Genomic DNA, 20,272 nt, shown 5'->3' with positions numbered 1-20,272 from the left:
CGAAAGGATTTGCAGCCATGAATATGTTCAAAGGTGAAAACGTGCTGGGCCGTCCTATGCCTAACGCTCTCGGCGAGCGGGCATGGAAACCGTGGGCGAAGGATTACGCTGACATCATCCGCGCCAACTATGGCGAGCCTGCCCTAAAGGCCTTGCGTGAACACCTCAATGGCGAGGCGGCAAACGATGACGCAAGGGAAGAGGCCGTGCGAAACGAACGCTATGCCCTCCGCCTGAAGCAAGGATGCTAGGCGCATGAGCCTAGAGCAACACATTCTCAGCGCTGGCATGTACTGGTGCATCGCCATCGGATTCTACACAATCTGGAAAGGAATACGTCATGGGTAGAAGTGTCTCAAAACCAATCGGGTGCATCGCCACCGCCTATCGAACCTTTGAGAGCGAAGGGGATGAATGGGAAGACCGCGAGAATTTCCGAGACCTCAAGGAATGGATTGCCGAGACTTGCAAGAGCAAGTGGCCATCGCTCCGAGACTGTGACGAATGGATTGGGCGCGAGGATCACGCAATCCTTGAGAATGATCACGCCTATGTCGGCCTCTCGGAGTATTGCGGCATGGCTTGCATCTGGCTCACGGCGAAGGGAATGCACAATGGGAACGACCGCACGACCGCGTTGCAGTTCAATTGGTGCAGGACCATTGCCCCCAAGTTCGAGGAGACTTTCGGCGAGTATCGCAAGGTCACCACTATGTCGAACGGCGCGGCAATCTATGAGGCCAAAACACCGGACGGACGCGCCTCTAGCGTGGACCGCATGGGCGGGCTCTTCGCCGACAAGGGATTGATTGAAGCCTAGAGCTTTGACCTAACGTCACCACACAACGAAAGGAACCACACATGAAGACCGTCTTCACCACAAGCATGTGCACCCACGTATGGGCGCAACAGGTGCAGGAGAATGGACGCGGGCCAAATCGCAGCCTCTATTTTGAAGGCCCTACCCTCTACTCATACGGTTATCACTACGTGCTCGGGCATTTCTTCTTGTCGCCGTCCGGACGCCGCTACGTGGTGATCAATTCGGAGCGCTATTCCAACACCACGGCGAAACATGTCAGCAAGGCGAGGAGCGCGGTTCATGGTCATGATGTCAACGTGCTGGTTGCCCCAGTGGATCGGCAGCTTGCATGGGACCTCACGGCTGGAAACTATGAGGCGGCATGGGATGCAATCCGGCGAGGGCGGGATCATCGCATCGTCACCTATCGCCACGGGATGGACAGCAAGCAGTCGGATGCAATCATCGCCACCGTGCAATTCGCCGAAAGCTGGGGCTTGGCGCTTGAGCGTGAGGACATCCGACCGGCGGAGGATAGTGAAGCTGGAAAGCGCTATGCCGAGGCCGTCGCCTATCGCCGCAAGATGGAGGAGCGCCGCGCCAAATCCGAGGCCAGCCGCAATGATATGTCACCGGAAGCCGTGGCCAAACGAAAGCGCGACTATGAGCGGCGCAATGCTGCCCTCCTCCGCAAACACAACGATTGGTTCGCCGAGCAGGTGGAGGAGCTTAATCACTGGCGACGTTATGAGAACGTCTCAAAGCGCGACCGGGTGCAGCTTGACTACAAGACGCGGCGCAAGCTGGAGGACATGCACGAGAAGCTCGGCCATGCGCCGTTGCCCACCGCGCTCCGCCGCAAGGATGAGTACAGCGAAGTCGAAACCTCACGTGGGGCATGGGTGCCATGGCGTGATGCCGTTCGCCTCTACCAGTTCGCCACCATGGTGAAGGAGGGCCGCCTCTCCTCCGCACCGGACAGAATGCGCTGTGGTCTCTTCACGCTGAACAAGGTGCATCCCAATGGCGATGTCCAAGTCGGATGTCACTTCCTGACCTATCACGAGATGCACCACCTCGCACACAAGTTCGGCGTTGCAGTAATTGAACCACAAACCCAACAAATGGAGGTATGATACCATGTCATCAATCATCAAGTTCAACATTCTGTCCCGCTTCACGTCTGCGGTTCAGGTAACAGCAGAGATCGAATGCGAGGAAGACGCAAGCTACGGCATCAAGCTCGGCCTTGCCGTGCGATGGGCCGTAAAGGCGGGGGCGAACCTCTACGGGGCGGACCTCACCAGGGCGAACCTCTACGGGGCGGACCTCACCAGGGCGAACCTCTACGGGGCGAACCTCACCAGGGCGAACCTCTACGGGGCGAACCTCTACGGGGCGGACCTCACCAGGGCGAACCTCTACGGGGCGGACCTCACCAGGGCGAACCTCTACGGGGCGGACCTCACCAGGGCGAACCTCTACGGGGCGGACCTCACCAGGGCGAACCTCTACGGGGCGGACCTCACCAGGGCGAACCTCTACGGGGCGAACCTCACCAGGGCGAACCTCTACGGGGCGAACCTCTACGGGGCGGACCTCACCAGGGCGAACCTCTACGGGGCGAACCTCACCAGGGCGAACCTCTACGGGGCGAAAAACTTAGAGCTCGCCATTGCGCAAACCCGCATTCTGCCGGAGGGCACACTCATTGGGTGGAAGAAGCTGCGGCACAACGTAATCGCTAAGCTTGAGATACCTGCCGAGGCGAAGAGGAGCCACGCGTTTGGGCGCAAGTGCCGGGCTGAGTGGGTGACGTGCTTGGAGATCATCGGCGCGAAGAATGGCGTAGGCGTCTCGATGCATGATGGCACAACGGAATACCGAGCGGGTGAGACCATCAAACCAGACAAGTTTGATCTCAACTGGCAGGAAGAGTGTGCAAGCGGCATCCACTTCTTTATCACACGCGAAGAAGCCGAGGCTTACGATTGAGGGAGGATTGAAACTTGAAACGCTACCAGACCCACACCACCCAGGACCAATTCGAGGAGATGCACAGGAGACTTGATAAGACCAAGCGCACGAGCGCCACGGTCAACGTACCCCGCGAGGCCCTCACCAATCTCCTGATGGACCACAGCAACATGATGAAGGAGTGCGGCGCGGTATAATAAAACCACAAAGCGGATGAAACCGCTTGACAGAAGACCCCGCCATCACTAGGTGGGAAGCCAAGCTCGCTTGGTGTGGTTCCTAGCTTGAAGCGAGACCCAGGCCCTCATCTACGGGTGGGGGTCTGGGAAGCCACACCGGGAGAGAAGTGAACTAGTACTGCGTATCAACAACCAAACGAAAGGAACCAAACACATGACGAAGAAGATGCTCACCATCGTTGCCTCCGGACAGGAAGGCAGCTTCCAGATCGACGCCCTGACGGGCATGGTGCAGAACCCGCAGGATGTCCCCGAGTGGGCGACCGGCGTGGTCACTGGTCTGCTGGCCGAACGTGCCCGCCACTATGATGCCCGCCTCGGTGCTGCCGGTGCCAACGCCCACCTCGACAACCCGCTCGTCGAGTTCTCGGACCTGGGCTGGGTCGGCGTGGACAACGAAGGTGATGAAGTCTCCATCGACGCCAACGACGAGACCCGCCGCGAGATCGTCGCCAAGCTGCTCGGCCTGAACACCGACCCGGTGCATGGCGACATCGAGCAGGCCAACGGCACGACCATGCGCTCGCTCCAGCTCGAAAGCGAAGAGGAAGCCATCCAGACGGCGACCGAGGAGACCATCCAGGAAGCCACCTCCGCCCAGGCGTTCGCGCCGGTGGCAGCGCACGGCTAATAACTTCTTAGGAAACGATTGACAACGTGGGAGGGGATGGATAGTGGTGAATAATCATTCATCCCCTTCTTCACCGGGGCAAACTAAGCAGGAGAAAAGCTCATGGTAGCAATCACAATCCCCTTCACTCGCACGGAGATCATCCTTGAGCTTACCAGCTGGGTGGGCTTTGGGCGTGAGGAGGTTCACGGCGGAAAAGTCTGGTGGTGCGGCTTCTTCACGCTTGCAATAGGCTCGCTAAGCCGATAATACCACAAGACGAAAGCAACCGAGGGACAGCGGTGACGCAAGTGGGGCGGAGTTTGGAGGAGGTCAATATGGTCACACTGGAGAAATTGGTTCAAGCTCTTGCCATGGCGCGGGAGACCGCACCGGAGATGCCTCTTGGGGCTCTGGTGGCCTTCCTCGCCGTCGCCAACGATGAGGAGAAAGACCAGCCGTCGATGCTGAAGGATGTGGCACAGCGTGTGGACATCCCTTACACGACCGTCCTCCGCCACCTCCTCTTCCTCTCGAAGATCAAGGAACCCGGCGTTGAGGGCCTGGGGCTCATCGACACGTTCACCTGGCCGCTCGACCGCCGCCAGAAGTACGCCAAGCTCACGCCGCGTGGCCGCTCCTTCCTGGCCCGCCTGATGAAGATGCTGGGCTGACACCATGCCGATATATGAACACCCAGGCGGGAAGTGGCTCGTGGCCGTCATCGACCGGAAGAATGCTCCGGGCGCTGGCCGCATCAAGAAGGTCGTCACGGGAGAGCGCTCTAAGGCCGAGGACGTGGAGCGGGAGATCATCGGGTCTCTCAAGACGTTCGGCATGTGGCCCGTCCCACCCGGCACTCCGCCCAAAGCCAGCTCCGATCCGTACCGCCCAAGGAACAATCTCACAGAGACGTTCGACCTGGCCTGCTCTTCACTCTGGGTCGCACAGCGCACCGAGCGTGTCTCCGTGTTCTTTGCCCGTGAGTGGCGGGACTGGTTCACCTCCGAGCACGTCACCTCCATGGACGCCATCACGACCGCGCACATCGAGAAGGCCATCGCCACGTTCCGGACGCGGGGCAACAAGCCCAGCACCATCAACTCGAAGCTCTCGGCTCTCCGTGGCGTGATCGCGTTCGCCTACAGCCGGACGCCCAAGCTCATGACGAACCTCCTCATGGTGCCGACCGTCACCAAGCCGGTGGTCCCCAAGTGGTGGCTGCGCCCCGAGTGGGTGCCGCCGCTCGTGGAGCTGGCCATGCGTGAGGGCATGGATGTGATGGCCGACTACATCCCCTTCATCGTCTTCACGGGGCTCCGCGTGGAGGAGGCTCTGCGCCTCTACCCGAAGGACTTCGCGGGGCTCGACAGCGACAAGCCCACCATCAAGGTCCCAGGCTCGAAGACCAAGAGCTCGGAGGCGACGGTGCCCCTGTTCAAGGAGGCCGCCATGATCGTCAAGAAGCGCATCGCCCGCCAGGGTGACCGCCTCGCCATCTTCCCTATCGGCTACCCCACCATGGCCGACCAGTGGGCCAAACTCCGAGAGCTCTCGGAGTGGCACAACGAGACTACATGCACACTGAAGGCCCTGCGCCGGACCTTCGCCAAGATCGCCAACGACCGTGGCCTCGGGGGCTTTGACATCATGAAGCTCTTGCGGCACACTTCCATCAACACCACCCAGGGCTATCTCACGCTCACGGGTGACGAGGCGGATGTGGAGCGCTTGCGCTCACGGTTTGAGGGCCGACCGCACTAGTGTCCACGTGGACACGCTAAGCCACTCAAGTGAAAGGGTTTTCCCCAATGATCCACTGATCGACAATGAGCTGACCCTTGGCGAGAGCAACGTCGGCGCAATCATCCCGGTCGGAGAACTTGTCGGCGCGGATGAAGTGATGCTCCTTGCCGTCCTTGCTGATGCGGCCTTCGAGTTGCCACTGGCCGCCGTCCTTGCGGGGTTTGGCCTCGATGGAATAGCCCTTGTATTCCAGCGTCTTCGCAACCGCAGGTGCGGATGCCGCCCCTCCGCTTCCGCCACCGCCGAACAACTTGCTCCAGATCGACATCCCTTCACTCCTCTCGCGCGTAACAGAAATGTGATCTCGCCTGTTACACCTTTGCCTTAGTAATCTGGCCTGACTCAAACCGCAAATCAAACGCAAGGAGAAGGCTCATGTTCATTGCCCCTCAAACCCTCCGCATCGACCGCCGCAAGTTCCTGGGTGCCGGCGCCGCCCTCGTTGCGGCGGGCGTGCTGCCCAAGTCGGTGCTCGCGCTTTCCGGCCCGCACAGCTTCAAGCATGGCAACTTCGACGTGACCGTGGTGAGCGACGGCAGCTTCGAGATTCCCCTCGAGATCATCAACAAGGAGGCGAAGCCGGAAGATCTCCGTGCCCTCCTCGGTCTCGCCGCCGATGCCAAGACCAACCACATGGAATTCTCGCCTGTGCTGGTGAAGTCCGGCAGTGACGTGATCCTCTTCGACACCGGCAATGGTGTGGGCAACAACGGCGCAGGCATGCTGGTCGAGAGCCTGAAGACGGCGGGCGTCGAACCCGGCGCCATCACCAAGGTGATCTACACCCACGCCCATCCGGACCACCTGTGGGGCACGCTGAAGGACGGCAAGCCGGTCTTCGCCAATGCCAGCCACCACGTTGCCGAAGCGGAGTGGAATTTCTGGACCAACCCCGACCTTCCCTCGAAGATGCCGGAAGCCATGAAGGGCATGGTGCAGACGACCCAGGCACAGCTTGCCGGGATCAAGGACAAGGTGGCGATGTTCAAGCCCGGCGCGGAAGTGGTGCCCGGCATCAACGTCATCGACACCCCCGGACATACGCCGGGCCACGTCTCGTTCGAACTCGCGGGCGGTGACGGTCTGGTGCTCACCGGCGACGCCGTGACAGTGCCGAAGGTGTTCTTCGCGCATCCGGACTGGGCCTTCGGCTTCGATGCCGATGGCGCCACTGCCGGCAAGAGCCGCCGCGCGCTGCTCGACATGGCCGCCTCCGGCAAGAAGCTGATGCTCGGCTATCACTGGCCCTATCCGGGCCTGGGCCGCGCCGAAGCCAACGACGGCGCCTTCGTCTACGTTCAGGCGTAAAGCGCGCCAGGATCCAAAACACAAACGCCGGGCGCTCACGCGTCCGGCGTTTTCATTTGGAAGAGCGCTTGCGGCTCAGCGCATGGCGCGCGAACCCGTCTTGATCGGGCAGGAGGAAATTCCGAAGAGACTGTAGACCGGACACACGCCGACGACCGCCGTGACGAGCGGCACGATCCCGATATAGCCGATCCAGGCATAGGGGTGGCCCGAGAAGAAGGCGAAGGCCAGAAGTGCGAGACCGAGCAGAACACGCAGTGCACGGTCGATCTTCCCGACATTGGTTTTCATGTATTTCATACTCCCATTTCGCAATCTCTGCTGCGTGCTGACAGCATAGCCTGCAACCCCGCCGATGTCAGCGGTTTCTCACCAGACGTCGGCGAAATGCTCGAGTGCCGTTTCGTCAGTGAGGCGCACCCGGCCGCGGGAAATCTCCACCCAGCCCTTGTCGGCGAAGTCGTTGAGGAGCCGCGTGATCACCTCGCGGGCAGTGTTGAGGTCACTGGCCATGGACTGGTGCGTGGCCTCCACAATTCCGTTGCGGGCAAGCCGGATCAGGTGCCGGGCGAGCCGCCGGTCCACGTGGCGCACCGCCACCTCCTGGATGAGGCCGATCAGCGACTGGATGCGCTCGCCATAGGAGGAGAAGACAAAGCGCCGGAAGCCGGGCGAAGTGGCGAGCAATTCCTCGAAGACGGGTTTGGGCAGGATGATGGCGTCGGTCTCCGACTCGGCCACGCCCTCCGCATCGTAGTGTTCGCCCGAGAGCAGCCCCGCCGTGGTGAGCACGCAGGTTTCGCCATCCTGCACCCGGTAGAGCACGATCTCGCGGCCCGTTTCGGTGTGGATCGAGACCTTCACCGAGCCCTTCTTCACCACGATGTAGTTGCTGCAGGCGAAACCCGGCCGGAAGGCGCGCTCGCCCGCGTGGAGGTGGAGAGGAATCATCTGCTTCAGGATCAGCGCCTTGGCGTGATCCTCGAGTTTGGCGAGCCCGCCCGCCTGCAGCACCGCAGGAAGAACCTGCGGGTTTTCAGGGGCGGAATTGTCCTTGGACGACTTGGCCATCACCATCTCTTCACTCTGCCAGCCATTCGCGGCGCCACTTTGACATGAATCAAGGTTGCAGCACACCTCCGTCTTACACTTCAGCCTTCAGTCCGGGAGGGAAGAATGAACGACACCGTGATCAGCACGCCGGCCGCAGCGGCAGAAGTTGCGCCGCCACCCGCCGCAGAACCCGTTCCCGCCGAAGCGGAACGGCCGCACCGCCCCTCCCTCAGCCAACTCCGCCACGACCCGGAAGCGATCCGCCAGGCCTTCGAGACGGGCGCCTACCCGTATCAGAGCCGCATCTCCACCAAGACCTATGAAAGTGAGATGGAGGAGCTGCAGGTCGAGCTGCTCAAGGTGCAGAGCTGGGTGAAGGAGAACAACGAACGCATCGTCATTCTCTTCGAAGGCCGTGACGCCGCCGGCAAGGGCGGCACCATCAAGCGCTTCATGGAGCACCTGAACCCGCGCGGCGCCCGTGTCGTCGCCCTTGAGAAGCCATCGGAGCGGGAACGCACCCAGTGGTATTTCCAGCGCTACATCTCGAACCTGCCGTCGGGCGGCGAGATCGTCTTCTTCGACCGCTCCTGGTACAACCGCGCCGGCGTCGAGCGGGTGATGAACTTCTGTACGCCCAACGAATATCTCGAATTCATGCGCCAGTGCCCGGACCTTGAACGGATGCTCGTGCGCTCGGGCATCCGGCTCTTCAAGTTCTGGTTCTCGGTGACACGCGACGAACAGCTCCGCCGCTTCAAGTCGCGCGAGGCCGATCCCCTGAAGCAGTGGAAGCTCTCGCCCATCGACAAGGCGTCGCTCGACAAGTGGGACGCCTACACCGAGGCGAAGGAGGCGATGTTCTTCTATACCGACACGGCGGATGCGCCGTGGACCATCGTCAAGTCGGATGACAAGAAGCGCGCCCGCATCGCCTGCATGCAGTATTTCCTCTCGTCGCTGCCCTACCCCGAGAAGAACAAGAAGCTGGTGGGCGGACCCGACCCGCTGCTCGTGGGCACCACGGCGCACGTGATCGGGCGGGACGAACACATTCTCGGCAAGACCCTGCGGCCCGGCAACCGCAAGTCCAAGTAATGTGATACCCGGCGGGCCGAAACCCGCCGGGTCCTCCCACTCACTCAATCGTCTTCGTAGATGCCCTGCTCGGCGCCCTGATGGCAGGCGCTGCAGTTGCTGAGCGACCCCACCTTCTTCATGACCGCATCGGAGAAGCGGCCGTGCTGGCCCTTGAAGCGCGGCAACTCGGTGATGCGGAGCGGCGTCTGGTCAGCGGGCACGCCACGCGCGAAGCCCCGCACCTTGCCGGCAGAGTCGGCGGCGTTGGCGACGAGATAGTCCTTGATGGCGGCCGTATCCTCGGGGCTGAGGGAGGCATCTTCACCGAAATGCTCTTTCAGGTTTCCGGTGATTGCTTCCCACGAGCGCGCCGGCAGGAAGCCGGGCGGATAGGCGATATGGCAGGCGCTGCATTCCTTCTTGGTGAGGGCATCGGTGACGACCGCACTCGGTCCGTCGGCAAGGGCAATCGTGCTCAGACTTGCAAAGCAGAGCAGCGACACGAGTATGCGCATGTTCATTTCTCCTCAGAGGCTCGACAGATAGGTGATGAAGTCGCCCTTCTCGAGCGCGGTGCAATCGCGGCCGAGAACGGTATTGCAGTTCCGGCCGAACCACTTTTCCACCTTGGCGGGGTCGGTGAAGCGGTCAGGCGTTGCGGAGACGGCCATCGGATCGATGGCCTTGCCGGCACGCGTCTTGCCGGCCTTGAGCGGCGAAGCAGTGTGGCAGGTGGAGCACGACGGGGCATCCGCCGAGGCGGTGTTCTGCTGCTCGTAAAGCGCCTTGCCGCGCGCGGCGTCGAAACCCTTGAAGCCGGGATCCGCGGCCTTGGCGGCGGTGGCATAGCCTTGCAGGATATCCTCGCGCGGGCCCGCCTGCGCGGGCGCGGCAAGCACCACGGCGGCCAGAGCGGCAAGCACCAGTTTCATCTTCATTTGGCAGTCTCCTTTGGAATGGAAATGGCTTGGGGGACGAATGTTCCGGAGGCAGCATCGCCATGACAGGCGGCGCAGTTCTGCCGGGAATTGACGGGAGGCGCCTTGAACACGGCGTCGGGGATCTCGCCATGCAGGCGGAGCCAGAACGGCGTCTGGGTGATTTCGAGGGGGCGCGTTTCGCTGACCCTGCGGAAGACATTTGCTGGCAGCGTATCCGAGGTCTCGGCGCTGTTGGCCTTGAGGAAGGCGGCGATGGCCGTTGCTGTTTCGGGGGGCAGGCTTGCGTCCTCGCCGAAGTGATCATCGAGCGACGACATGATCTTCTCCCAGCTTGCGGCGGGCAGCAGCGTGGGATGGAAGGCCATGTGGCAATCGCCGCATTCCTTCTGCCACGCGGCGTCGGCTGTCACCGGCTTCACGCCAAGGCCCGGAAGCGCGTTGGCGGAAATGCCGGTGTAAGCGAGCACGGCACCCGCAATGGCGATGATGGCGAGCGCGATCGCGGGGTTTGATGTGTAGACGTGTCTTGCCGGAATGAAGCCTTCATCCTTCACGCCAGTCACCATGGCGCGGGCAAGGTTCTCCTTGCTGCGGAAGGACTCGAAGACAACGCCGGCGATGTGCGCAGCCACCATGGCCAGCACCAGCCAGGCGAGAAGCTCATGCGGTTCGCGCACCAGCCGCCCGGTTGCGAAACTGAGGTAGGCCTTCAGCGGACCCTGCTTGAACATGCCACCCAGCATCATGAAGCCGGTGATGCAGATGCCGGTGAGGACGATGAAGAAGCCCGTCACCATCCAGGCGCCGAGCGCATTGTGCCCACCATCGCGATGCACGGCACCCGTCGCGATATCCTTCAGGTGTGCGAAGACGGCGGAGGGCGACAGCGTGAAGTTGCGGAAGCGCGCATAGGTGGGGCCGGTGAAGCCCCAGACGGCGCGGGCCGCGATCAACGCGAGAACAATGCCGCCCGCCCAGATGTGAACCGAGAGCCAGTTCGCTTCGAGAAGAAAACCGGTGACGAGTGCGGTTCCGCAGCTCGCCACCAGCAACCAGTGAAACAGCCGGACGGGAAGATCCCAGACCTTCACCTTCCGCGCCGCAATTGCCACATTCATGATTACAGAAATAACCTGTGATTTCAGGATATTCCGTAACCGTGATTCACTGACGCGGCACTGACAGACGTCAATGACGTCTTGTCAGTGTACGGAGCGTCAGCCGAATTTGTAGCTCGATGCGGTGACGCCACCGAAGACGTTCTTGTCGTGATAAACCCGCGTGGCCTTTTCGTTTTCCGCGGCGCCGATCGCCGTCATCAGCGGAATGAGATGATCTTCGCGGGGATGACATATGCGTGCGGCGGGGGCCTGCTCCCACGCTTTCAGCTTCTCAACACGAGTCTTCGGGTCGGCATTCATCGCCTCGTCGAGCCACGCATCGAAGGCGGCAGAAGGCTCCTTGGCGCCGGGTCCGAAGAGACGGAGATTATGATAGCTGAGGCCGCTGCCAACGATCACCACGCCTTCATCGCGCAAGGGCGCAAGGGCACGGCCGAGCGCAAGGTGCTCTTCCGGATCATAGCCATGGCGGATCGCCACCTGCAGCAGCGGCACGTCGGCATTGGGATACATCACCTGCATCGGCGCGAAGGTGCCGTGGTCGTAGCCCCGTTCGGGATCGAGGTGGGTGGGAAGCCCCGCCTTCGTCAGCAGTTCGGCCACGCGCTTCGCAATCTCCGGCGCCCCCGGCGCGGAATACTTGATCTGATAGGTGAAGGCGGGAAAGCCGCCGTAGTCATAGACCATGCCCGGCGCCGGGTTGGACATGATGGCGAAATCATCCTCCTCCCAGTGGCCCGAGACCATCAGGATCGCCCTCGGCTTCACGCCGATCTCGGCCGGCATGTTGGCCAGCGAAACTTCGAGCGACTTCAGCATCTGCCGCATGTCCGGAAGCCAGGGCCAGGGGCCTCCGCCGTGGGAGATGAAATAGGTGGGCATGCGCGTGGTCATGATGGAATGTCCTTTCGGCACTAAATATAACAATGAAAGTTACAGATACAAGAGGGAGAAGCGCCCTGCGTCATCCCACCCTGCGCGCCTGCTCTGCCGGCGTCAGACGCCCAGCACATGGACGACGATCTCGCGCCGGTGCGGGGCGCGGCGGTGTTCGAACAGGTAGATGCCCTGCCAGGTGCCGAGCATCATGCGCCCCTCGCCAAAGGGAATGGCGAGCGAGATGGCGGTGAGCGCCGTCTTGATGTGGGCGGGCATGTCGTCCGGCCCTTCGAGGGTGTGGATGTAGGCGGGATCGCCCTCGGGCACGAGGCGCTTCAGGAAGGCCTCGAGATCATGGCGCACGTCAGGGTCGGCGTTCTCGTTGATGAGAAGCGAGCACGAGGTGTGGCGGCAGAAAACCGTGGCGAGTCCTGTACCGATGCGCGCGGCGGAGACCACCGCCGCCACCTCGCGGGTGATGTCGTAAAGCCCCTGCCCCGTGGTGGAGATCGTAATGCTGCGCTGATGCTGTTGCATGAACGGCTTTTACCCCGCCTTTCCAGACGGGGCAAAAGGCCGGCCATAGCGGCAGACTTGCCTAGCCTTCGAGTTTCGTTGCCTTGCCGCTGCCACCGCAATGGCCGCCGCAGGTGCAACCGTCATCCTTCACAGGCTCGGCCGACTTGGGCGCTTGCGGTGCGGGCTGCGGCGCGGGGGGCGCGGGCTTGTGGGGCTGGGCCCCGGGGGGAAAGCGTGTAACCATGACAGGAAGATTGGCGCGGAGAGCGCCCCTCTTCCTTGATCAGGATCAATCGTGCGGCGTGACTTAGTTGTCGAGGAACGAGCGCAGCTTCCGCGACCGCCTCGGGTGCTTCAGCTTGCAAGTCCACGGATATACTGTAACGTCACTTACTCAAATTCAGAGTAGTAAAATTCCGCAAGAAGAAACATGCACTGAGAAGGTCAAAAACTCGATGCTGGGCGATGAATTTAGAAGGAAAGTAGCAGATCTCTTGCACGCAAATTACGATAACGTCCGGGAGGAAGTGCACTTTCAGGGTAAGAACGCCGATATCTCTTTTACGATGCCCGTTCCCCCAAGATCAAACTACACTGTGGCGGTGGAATGCAAAGACTGGGACTCACCTCTTACGTCCAGCGACCTCCAAAAAATATGTTGGGAGTATGATGCCGCACTAAAGTCGAGAGAGATCGATCTTCTCTGGATCATCGCTCCTCGCAACATTGGCGCCATGCCACGCGAGACAATTGAAGCTTATCGACCACAAATCGAATTCATGAGTTTCTCTGAGTTTGAACAATTAATTCTCATCGACTTCAAACCTTACCTTCAAGCACTACGATCTGATTTTGAATCAGACATTGTTTCACAGTACTACATCCACGCTCGCACCACTGACGGCAAGAAGCTTCATGAGGATGTTATTCTCCCTTGGTCAAGTGACGAAGGCGCGCCCTCTATCGCCATCATCGCGGGCTATGGCATGGGGAAAACCAGCTATGCTCGCTTCCTGGCCCATTACCTATCAATAGCCGCCCTGAATAACTACGATTCCCGAATCCCAATCTATCTGCAGCTGGGCAATCTCACTCAACATCAGTCATTGAGGACCTTGATAAACACTCTTTTCTCGGACGAGTTTCGACTGCGGGGGTACAATTATCATTTGTTCGACCAACTCAACAAAGCTGGAAGATTTCTGCTGATCTGCGATGGCTTTGATGAAATGAAGCACGCCATGAAGCCGCGGGACATTGTCGAAAACTTCAGAGATATTGGAAAACTCAGATATCCAAAAACAAAACTGCTCCTCCTGGGACGTCCAAATCCGTTCCAAACCGAAGAAGACGTTGCCGTTATCCGCGGTGAGCGCCTTATCAAAGGCAGTTTTCACACTGATCCAGAACGAGAGAAGTACGATCAGATCACTCTAGATTTTTTCTCCGAAGGGGAATTGCATAGATACTTTCAGGGCTTCCTCACTGCTTATGTTCAAAGAAATGCAAATAAGTATAAGAATCCGGAAAAGTTCCTCAGTGAAAGGCTGGCAGAGCTAAGCAGGATCCCCGTTGACGACATGGTCCGACGGCCTGTCCACGCAAAAATGTTAGGCGATCTTTCAATCGTCGAAACTCAACCACTAGAATCTTACAACGAATACGAGCTCTACAAGAACTTCATTTTAAAGACCATCGAGCGCGAATCCGAAAAATCAGCTCGCAAGGCAATCCCAGAAAACATTCGCCTTGAGTTTATGCTGAAGGTGGCTTGGTGGCTTTGGACAGTCAAGAAGCAGAATTTATTCTCTCCAGATGAGTTACCGAAGGAACTGAATGACTTCGTAGTGGACAATTGTGACGATCAAGGCGATGTCCAATCAGCAGTCCGTGAGTTCATAACCGGTTCGATCATTGAGAATAGGGGACCTCTACTTCTTGGCTCCAAGAAGGGAGTCTTCTTTTATTTTCCTCATCGATCATATCTTGAATTTTTAGTCGCAGAGTACCTGTGCAGCGATCTTTCTACGAGGCAAGATATCGCGGCAGTAGGTGAACTTATGAATGCTGAGATTGCGAAGTTCATCAACTTGCGCAAGGACATCACAGCAATCGATCAATTGCTTGAAAAAATGCATGGTCTGCGTGCGCAGTTCTCCCCTATCATTCTCGACGTAGTAAAGAGATCAACACTCGTTCCAGACATAGGCAGTTCAGATACCAGATTTGATGCAGGAGATTGGTGGAGATTCGGCGCTTGGTTAGAGAAGTATCTCACCAGCGACAATCCTGACCCAGTTGAACTACGTGATATCCTAAATCGCCGATCGCTAAAGCTTTCACGAGAGCATCACGCAGTTCTGTTGTGTGTGCTCGCCATTTTCTCCTACAAACTTCGAAATTGGCCATCTTTCTTATGTTACTTAATCATGAGCCGGCTCGGAACAGACTCCGAAAGTACAGACTTGGTACCCGTACGACTTGGTAGTGATTCTAGAACATTCGATTTGTACAGCAGCCTGTTTGGAAGGGTCTTCTCCTACGATGCTGTCTCTCTTGGCCTTTGGATCAACTTGGATATGGTATTGAGCAGAGTGCGTTCCCAACTCTCAGATGAGATAGGAATGTTGAAGCCGACTGATGCCAGCTCAGAGCGGCAAAAAGTCGATGTGAGCACTGTTCTCAACTTGGCAGACAGCGTTGCTGAGCGACGAGAAATCCAGCGCCTAATAGATTCATTCAAACCGAAGAACAAACGAACGCCGCAGCCCAAGCGCAGATAATCTAGGCTTGCTCGGCCTCAGTTGTCGAGGAACGAGCGCAGCTTCCTTGACCGGCTCGGGTGCTTCAGCTTGCGCAGCGCCTTGGCTTCGATCTGGCGGATGCGTTCGCGAGTCACAGAGAACTGCTGGCCCACCTCCTCGAGCGTGTGGTCCGTGTTCATGCCGATGCCGAAGCGCATACGCAGCACGCGCTCTTCGCGCGGCGTGAGCGAGGCGAGCACGCGCGTCGTCGTTTCGCGCAGGTTCGCCTGGATCGCCGCATCGATGGGCAGCACCGCGTTCTTGTCCTCGATGAAGTCGCCGAGGTGTGAATCCTCTTCGTCGCCCACCGGGGTTTCGAGCGAGATCGGCTCCTTGGCGATCTTCATCACCTTGCGCACCTTCTCGAGCGGCATCGAGAGCTTCTCGGCCAGTTCTTCCGGCGTCGGCTCGCGGCCGATCTCGTGCATCATCTGGCGCGAGGTGCGCACGATCTTGTTGATCGTTTCGATCATGTGCACGGGGATGCGGATGGTGCGCGCCTGGTCGGCGATCGAGCGGGTGATCGCCTGGCGGATCCACCACGTGGCGTAGGTCGAGAACTTGTAGCCGCGGCGGTATTCGAACTTGTCCACCGCCTTCATCAGGCCGATGTTGCCTTCCTGGATGAGGTCGAGGAACTGCAGGCCGCGGTTGGTGTATTTCTTCGCGATGGAAATGACGAGGCGAAGATTCGCTTCCACCATTTCCTTCTTGGCGATGCGGGCCTCGCGCTCGCCCTTCTGCACCTTGGCGACGATGCCGCGGAATTCCTGGATCTGCAGGCCGGTGGCGGAGGCAAGCTCGAAGATCTCGTCGCGGATGACCTTGATCGATTCCTTCTCGTCGTTCACCCACTTCTTCCAGCCGTGCTTGGTCAGGCGGCCGACGCGCTTCAGCCATTCCGGATCAAGCTCGTTGCTCTGGTATTCGCGGAGGAATTCCTCGCGCGGGATCTTGTAGGTTTCGGCCAGGCGCAGCAAGCGGCCTTCCAGCACGTTGAGGCGCTTCGAGATGTCGTAAAGCTGGTCGACCAGCGCCTCGATACGGGCGTTGTTCAGCGACTGCGACTTGACGAGGCCGACGATCTCCTCGCGCAGCTTCTTGTAGCGGCGCTCCTGCGAGGGCGAGAGGCCCTCATTGTCGGTGACTTCCTGGTCCTGCAGCTTGCGCAGCGACTTGTAGAGGCGGGCGATTTCGTCAAAGACCTCAAGCACCTTCGGCTTGAGCTCGTTCTCCATCGCGGAGAGCGAGACGCCGAGATCATCCCCCTCATCGTCGTCATCGTCTTCAACGGCGGAGGGCTTGTCGAAGTCTTCGGGCGACAGCACGTCGGAATAGTCGTCGTCGGCCTGCGGGCGCTTCGGCTGTGTGGCCTTGCGGGCCTCTTCCTTGCGGCGGAGTTCGGCGCGCTTGGCCTCGGCCTGCTTGCGCACTTCCTCCTTGGGCGGAACATAGGGCTGCGGCGTGGCCACGGCCTGGTTCTGCTTGGCGTCAGGGCCGGCATAGGTGGCTTCGAGATCGATGATGTCGCGGAGAAGGATCTTCCCCTCGTTCAGTTCGTCGCGCCAGATGATGATGGCCTGGAAAGTGAGCGGGCTTTCGCACAGGCCGGAGATCATCGCCTCGCGGCCGGCCTCGATGCGCTTGGCGATGGCGATTTCGCCTTCGCGCGAGAGCAGTTCGACGGCGCCCATCTCGCGGAGATACATGCGCACCGGATCGTCGGTGCGGTCGGCGGGAAGCTTGGGCGCTTCCACCTTCATCAGCGCGGTTTCGCCCGAGGCTTCCTCTTCCACCTTGGCGGCGAGGTTTTCGGTTTCCTCCTCGCTCTCCACCACGTTGATGCCCATCTCGTTCAGCATCGCCATGATGTCTTCGATCTGCTCGGGCGAGGTCTCGTCCGACGGCAGCACCGCATTCAGTTCGTCGAGGGTGACGTAGCCGCGCGTCTTGGCAAGCTTGATCATCCGCTTGACGGCGGCATCGTTCATGTCGAGGACGGGTGCATCGGCTCCGGCTTCCGGCGCATCCGGCTCGGCGGTCACGTCATCGGGGGTCGGCGCATCGGGCTCGACGGGCGGCTTCGCCTGGCGGGCGGCTGCAGGTGTCTTGGCGGGCGTGCGGGCCATTCAGTCTCAAGTCCTTCAAGCGGGTGATTCGCACCCTATAGAGTGATTCGGGTCAGACCTAAGCCCCTGCGCGTTAAACGGTCCCTAAGCCGGGCGGCGAACCTGCGGCGTTACATCGCTTCGCCGGCGGTCCTGCCCGACGCCGCTCCGAACCCCTCGATCAGGGCTTCAGCCCCGGTGGCCGACGAGAGCTGGTCCCGGACGGCAATCAGGGTGGCGAGGTTCGCCTCGGACGGCTCGCGCGCAAAGGCAGCCTCAGCTGCCTTGAGCTCGCGGTCGAGTGTGACAGTTTTGCGGTGCAGGGCGATCATCTGGCGGAGGCCTGTCCGGGCATCATCTGGTGCAGCCAACGGACCCAAGAACCACTCATTCAGACGCTTCGCCTGGTCTTCAAGGCGGTCCAGATCCGGACCGTACCCTTTGGCAATCAGGTGGGCCTTCAAGGCCGCCCGGTCAAGGGCTTCCTCGGAGGAAGCAACGTCTAGAATCAGTGTACGGAGGGAGTCAAGCACCCGGGCGGTAAAATCCAAACCGGCAAAATCCTCCCAGAAATCATGCAAAACCTCGGGATGGTTGATGGCCGAAAGGAGGATCATGCGCTCCCGGCGTTCGGCCGCCGCGGCGGTGGTCGCAGCCCCCGCCGCCGCCCGCAACTGGGGGGAAGCCGGCATGGGCACCTCCCAGGCCTTCTGGCCGGGCTTCAGCCGGGGTTGAAAGCCCCGGGGGGCACCACCCCGGGCTGCACCCGGGCCTGCCCCTTGCGGCCGCCCCTGTCCCCAAAGCTCCCTCAGCCGGGTGTGGAGGTCGTCCAGATAGTGCCGCCGCACCATCTCGTCCTTGATGCCGTTGAGCTGGCCCTTGATGTCCCGCTCGAAGGCGGCCTTGCGCTCCGGGCTGGAGCGGTCGTTCTCGGCCAGCGCCCGCCGCCAGAGCACATCGGCCAGGGGGGCGGCGGCGGCGATCACGGCCCGCACGGCATCGGGCCCCTCCGCCCGCAGCAGGTCGTCCGGGTCCTTGCCCTCGGGCAGGAAGGCAAAGCGCAGCGAATGGCCGGGCGAGAGCAGCGGCAGGGCGAGGTCCAGCGCCCGGTAGGCGGCCTTGAGGCCGGCCCCGTCACCGTCGAAGCAGAGGATGGGCTCGGGCACGGTGCGCCAGAGCAGGCCGAGCTGGTTCTCGGTGAGCGCGGTTCCGAGCGGCGCCACCGCCTCGCCGAAGCCCGCCCGGTGCATGGCGATCACGTCGACGTAACCCTCGACCGCGATCAGGCGGTTGGACGTATGGGCGGGTCCCCTCGCCTTGTCGAAATTGTAGAGCACGTCGCCCTTGTGGAAGATCGGCGTCTCGGGTGAGTTCAGGTATTTCGCCGGCACGTCGGGGCGAAGCGCGCGGCCACCGAAGGCGATAACCCGGCCCCGCTGGTCGCGGATCGGGAACATCACGCGGTCGCGGAAGCGGTCATAGCCGACGGCGTTGTCCTCGTTTGCGATGACAAGCCCCGCCTCCACCATCTGGTCGAGGCCGACGCCTTTTGCAGCGAGTTCGTTCCGGAGCCAGGCGCGGTCATCGCGGGAATAGCCGATGCCGAATTCCTTCTGCACCGCAGGCGAAAGGTCACGGTCGGCGAGATAGCCGCGGGCCTTGGCGCCATGCGATGTTTGCAGCTCCGCCTGGAACAGCTTGGCGGCGATTTCCATGACGTCGTAGAGGCTTGCGCGGACTCGATCACGTTCCACGTCAGCTTCCGAAACAACCGGCATGGGAAGCCCGGCATCCCCCGCAAGGCGCTCCACCGCTTCCGGAAAGCTCAGGCCTTCTTTCTCCACAAGGAAGGTGAAGATGTCGCCGCTCGCCTTGCAGCCGAAGCAGTGATAGCGGCCCTTGCGGTCATCGGCGTGGAAGCTCGGCGACTTCTCGCCGTGGAAGGGGCAGCAGGCCCAGTAGTCTCCCTTGGCGGCCTGCGTCTTGCGTCGGTCCCACGTCACATGCCGGCCGATCACGGATGAGATGTTCACCCGGGCGCGGATCTGGTCGAGGAAGGTGGGCGGGAAGCGCATGGGATTGGAGTTAGCCCCTGCCCTTGCCAAGCGCAATCGCCCGGCTATCGTTGCATTTCCATGGAGGAGGAACACCAATGGCAATCAAGAAAATCTACACGGCGGTCGGCATTGCCCAGGGCGGGCGCGGCGGCGGCACGGCCAAGACGGATGACGGCATGCTCGATCTCATCCTCGCTCACCCCAAGAAGATGGGCGGCGACGGTCAGGGCACTAATCCCGAACAGCTTTTCGCCGTGGGCTATTCCTCGTGCTTCCTCGGCGCCATGAAGTTCGTGAACAGCAAGGCCAAGAAGCCGCTCACCCTTTCGCCCGACTCGACCGTGACCGCGCATGTCTCCTTCGGGCCGCGCAGTGACAAGAAGGGTTTCGGCATCGAAGTGAAGCTTGATGTCTCGCTGCCGGGCGTGAAGAAGGCGGAAGCCACAGCACTGGCCAAGAAGGCGCATGTGGTGTGCCCCTACTCGCACGCCATCCGCAAGAACGTGAAGGTCACGACGAAGATCGTCTGAGTCCTGCACTTCGCAAAACAAAAGGCCGCGCATCCGTGCGCGGCCTTCGTTCTTTCAGGTGGGAGACTTAGTGCCAGTAGGAATGGCAATAGGTCTTCTTCGTCACCCAGATCTTCTTGGTGTGATGCTTGTTCCACACCTTCACCTTCTTGTAGTGGCAGTGCCACGCACCATGGTGATGATGATGGTGACCATAGAAGCCCCAGTAGGGGTTCACGCCGACGTAGACGTGAACCTTGGCTTCAGCCGGAGCGGTAGCGGCGCCAAGACCAAGGGCCATGGAACCGGCGGCGGCAACTGCGATCAAAGTTTTGCGAAACATCTTGGGGGGTCCTTTTCGTTGACGTTTGGCCCGCGGCCTCTCTGCCGCGTTGGAGCCAATTTCGCCTACTCAACCTGAACCCCGGATGAACGCTGGCAGTAAATGTACTCAATCGA

At 60.6% G+C, this 20,272-nt stretch carries 23 protein-coding genes; 12 read left to right on the top strand and 11 right to left on the bottom strand.

Features of this window, described 5'->3' with window-relative positions; genetic code table 11:
* Positions 1-17 precede the first annotated feature (17 nt).
* From QM801_RS04120 to QM801_RS04085, 8 genes are all read left to right on the top strand, one after another.
* Positions 18-251: a hypothetical protein gene (locus QM801_RS04120; RefSeq protein ID WP_415017944.1), complete on the top strand. Its 234-nt coding sequence runs from the start codon at positions 18-20 to the stop codon at positions 249-251.
* A gap of 89 nt (positions 252-340) precedes the next feature.
* The gene (locus QM801_RS04115; protein WP_415017943.1) at positions 341-820 is read left to right on the top strand and encodes a hypothetical protein; all 480 of its coding nucleotides are present in this window, start codon (positions 341-343) and stop codon (positions 818-820) included.
* Between the two features lie 41 nt (positions 821-861).
* On the top strand, positions 862-1,938 hold the full coding sequence (locus QM801_RS04110; RefSeq protein WP_415017942.1) for a hypothetical protein: 1,077 nt from the start codon (positions 862-864) through the stop codon (positions 1,936-1,938).
* A gap of 4 nt (positions 1,939-1,942) precedes the next feature.
* Entirely contained in the window at positions 1,943-2,797 is an 855-nt protein-coding gene (locus tag QM801_RS04105) for a pentapeptide repeat-containing protein (protein WP_415017941.1), read from the top strand.
* Positions 2,798-2,811: 14 nt separating this feature from the next.
* Positions 2,812-2,976 carry a hypothetical protein gene (locus QM801_RS04100; RefSeq protein WP_415017940.1) on the top strand — a complete coding sequence of 55 codons (165 nt, stop codon included), beginning with the start codon at positions 2,812-2,814 and terminating at the stop codon, positions 2,974-2,976.
* A gap of 196 nt (positions 2,977-3,172) precedes the next feature.
* Entirely contained in the window at positions 3,173-3,649 is a 477-nt protein-coding gene (locus QM801_RS04095) for a hypothetical protein (protein WP_415017939.1), read from the top strand.
* A gap of 317 nt (positions 3,650-3,966) precedes the next feature.
* Positions 3,967-4,302 carry a hypothetical protein gene (locus tag QM801_RS04090; RefSeq protein ID WP_415017938.1) on the top strand — a complete coding sequence of 112 codons (336 nt, stop codon included), beginning with the start codon at positions 3,967-3,969 and terminating at the stop codon, positions 4,300-4,302.
* Between the two features lie 40 nt (positions 4,303-4,342).
* Complete coding sequence (locus QM801_RS04085; protein WP_415017937.1) at positions 4,343-5,392, top strand: tyrosine-type recombinase/integrase; 1,050 nt, start codon at positions 4,343-4,345, stop codon at positions 5,390-5,392.
* A 25-nt stretch (positions 5,393-5,417) separates the two neighbouring features.
* Here QM801_RS04085 and QM801_RS04080 read toward each other — a convergent pair whose 3' ends face one another.
* The gene (locus QM801_RS04080; protein WP_415017936.1) at positions 5,418-5,702 is read right to left on the bottom strand and encodes an HlyU family transcriptional regulator; all 285 of its coding nucleotides are present in this window, start codon (positions 5,700-5,702) and stop codon (positions 5,418-5,420) included.
* Positions 5,703-5,809: 107 nt separating this feature from the next.
* Between QM801_RS04080 and QM801_RS04075 the strand changes: the two genes are divergently transcribed.
* On the top strand, positions 5,810-6,742 hold the full coding sequence (locus QM801_RS04075; RefSeq protein ID WP_415017935.1) for an MBL fold metallo-hydrolase: 933 nt from the start codon (positions 5,810-5,812) through the stop codon (positions 6,740-6,742).
* A 75-nt stretch (positions 6,743-6,817) separates the two neighbouring features.
* Here the strand turns inward: QM801_RS04075 and QM801_RS04070 are convergent, their stop codons facing one another.
* Together QM801_RS04070 and QM801_RS04065 are read right to left on the bottom strand one after the other, a co-directional pair.
* Positions 6,818-7,033, bottom strand: coding sequence for a DUF2892 domain-containing protein (locus tag QM801_RS04070; protein ID WP_415017934.1), 216 nt, complete (start codon positions 7,031-7,033; stop codon positions 6,818-6,820).
* 78 nt (positions 7,034-7,111) lie between these two features.
* Entirely contained in the window at positions 7,112-7,813 is a 702-nt protein-coding gene (locus tag QM801_RS04065) for a Crp/Fnr family transcriptional regulator (RefSeq protein ID WP_415017933.1), read from the bottom strand.
* A 105-nt stretch (positions 7,814-7,918) separates the two neighbouring features.
* Here QM801_RS04065 and ppk2 point away from each other — a divergent pair, with 105 nt between their 5' ends.
* Positions 7,919-8,893, top strand: a complete 975-nt coding sequence (gene ppk2 / locus QM801_RS04060) for a polyphosphate kinase 2 (protein ID WP_415017932.1) — start codon at positions 7,919-7,921, stop codon at positions 8,891-8,893.
* A gap of 44 nt (positions 8,894-8,937) precedes the next feature.
* Here ppk2 and QM801_RS04055 read toward each other — a convergent pair whose 3' ends face one another.
* The 5 genes from QM801_RS04055 to QM801_RS04035 form a co-directional block, all read right to left on the bottom strand.
* On the bottom strand, positions 8,938-9,390 hold the full coding sequence (locus QM801_RS04055) for a diheme cytochrome c (RefSeq protein WP_415017931.1): 453 nt from the start codon (positions 9,388-9,390) through the stop codon (positions 8,938-8,940).
* 12 nt (positions 9,391-9,402) lie between these two features.
* Positions 9,403-9,813 carry a DUF1924 domain-containing protein gene (locus tag QM801_RS04050; protein ID WP_415017930.1) on the bottom strand — a complete coding sequence of 137 codons (411 nt, stop codon included), beginning with the start codon at positions 9,811-9,813 and terminating at the stop codon, positions 9,403-9,405.
* A complete protein-coding gene (locus QM801_RS04045) occupies positions 9,810-10,934 on the bottom strand; it encodes a cytochrome b/b6 domain-containing protein (protein ID WP_415017929.1) in 1,125 nt (374 codons plus the stop codon). The genes QM801_RS04050 and QM801_RS04045 overlap by 4 nt, the downstream gene beginning before the upstream one ends.
* 99 nt (positions 10,935-11,033) lie before the next feature.
* On the bottom strand, positions 11,034-11,831 hold the full coding sequence (locus QM801_RS04040; protein WP_415017928.1) for a DODA-type extradiol aromatic ring-opening family dioxygenase: 798 nt from the start codon (positions 11,829-11,831) through the stop codon (positions 11,034-11,036).
* A gap of 102 nt (positions 11,832-11,933) precedes the next feature.
* The gene (locus tag QM801_RS04035) at positions 11,934-12,353 is read right to left on the bottom strand and encodes a secondary thiamine-phosphate synthase enzyme YjbQ (protein ID WP_415017927.1); all 420 of its coding nucleotides are present in this window, start codon (positions 12,351-12,353) and stop codon (positions 11,934-11,936) included.
* 437 nt (positions 12,354-12,790) lie between these two features.
* Between QM801_RS04035 and QM801_RS04030 the strand changes: the two genes are divergently transcribed.
* Positions 12,791-15,118 carry an NACHT domain-containing protein gene (locus QM801_RS04030; RefSeq protein ID WP_415017926.1) on the top strand — a complete coding sequence of 776 codons (2,328 nt, stop codon included), beginning with the start codon at positions 12,791-12,793 and terminating at the stop codon, positions 15,116-15,118.
* Positions 15,119-15,135: 17 nt separating this feature from the next.
* Here QM801_RS04030 and rpoD read toward each other — a convergent pair whose 3' ends face one another.
* Together rpoD and dnaG are read right to left on the bottom strand one after the other, a co-directional pair.
* Positions 15,136-17,268, bottom strand: coding sequence for an RNA polymerase sigma factor RpoD (gene rpoD / locus QM801_RS04025; protein WP_415017925.1), 2,133 nt, complete (start codon positions 17,266-17,268; stop codon positions 15,136-15,138).
* A gap of 110 nt (positions 17,269-17,378) precedes the next feature.
* Complete coding sequence (gene dnaG / locus QM801_RS04020; RefSeq protein WP_415017924.1) at positions 17,379-19,322, bottom strand: DNA primase; 1,944 nt, start codon at positions 19,320-19,322, stop codon at positions 17,379-17,381.
* An 83-nt stretch (positions 19,323-19,405) separates the two neighbouring features.
* Here dnaG and QM801_RS04015 point away from each other — a divergent pair, with 83 nt between their 5' ends.
* Positions 19,406-19,834, top strand: coding sequence for an organic hydroperoxide resistance protein (locus tag QM801_RS04015; RefSeq protein WP_415020887.1), 429 nt, complete (start codon positions 19,406-19,408; stop codon positions 19,832-19,834).
* 67 nt (positions 19,835-19,901) lie between these two features.
* On the opposite strand, the gene QM801_RS04010 is transcribed toward QM801_RS04015, so the two are convergent.
* Positions 19,902-20,156, bottom strand: coding sequence for a hypothetical protein (locus QM801_RS04010; RefSeq protein ID WP_415017923.1), 255 nt, complete (start codon positions 20,154-20,156; stop codon positions 19,902-19,904).
* Between the last annotated feature and the right edge of the window lie 116 nt (positions 20,157-20,272).

This window comes from Aestuariivirga sp., from assembly GCF_047600585.1.
GTDB lineage: Bacteria > Pseudomonadota > Alphaproteobacteria > Rhizobiales > Aestuariivirgaceae > Aestuariivirga.
The sequence above is the reverse complement of the archived record's forward strand: the minus strand, read 5'-3'. Positions and strand labels throughout refer to the sequence as shown.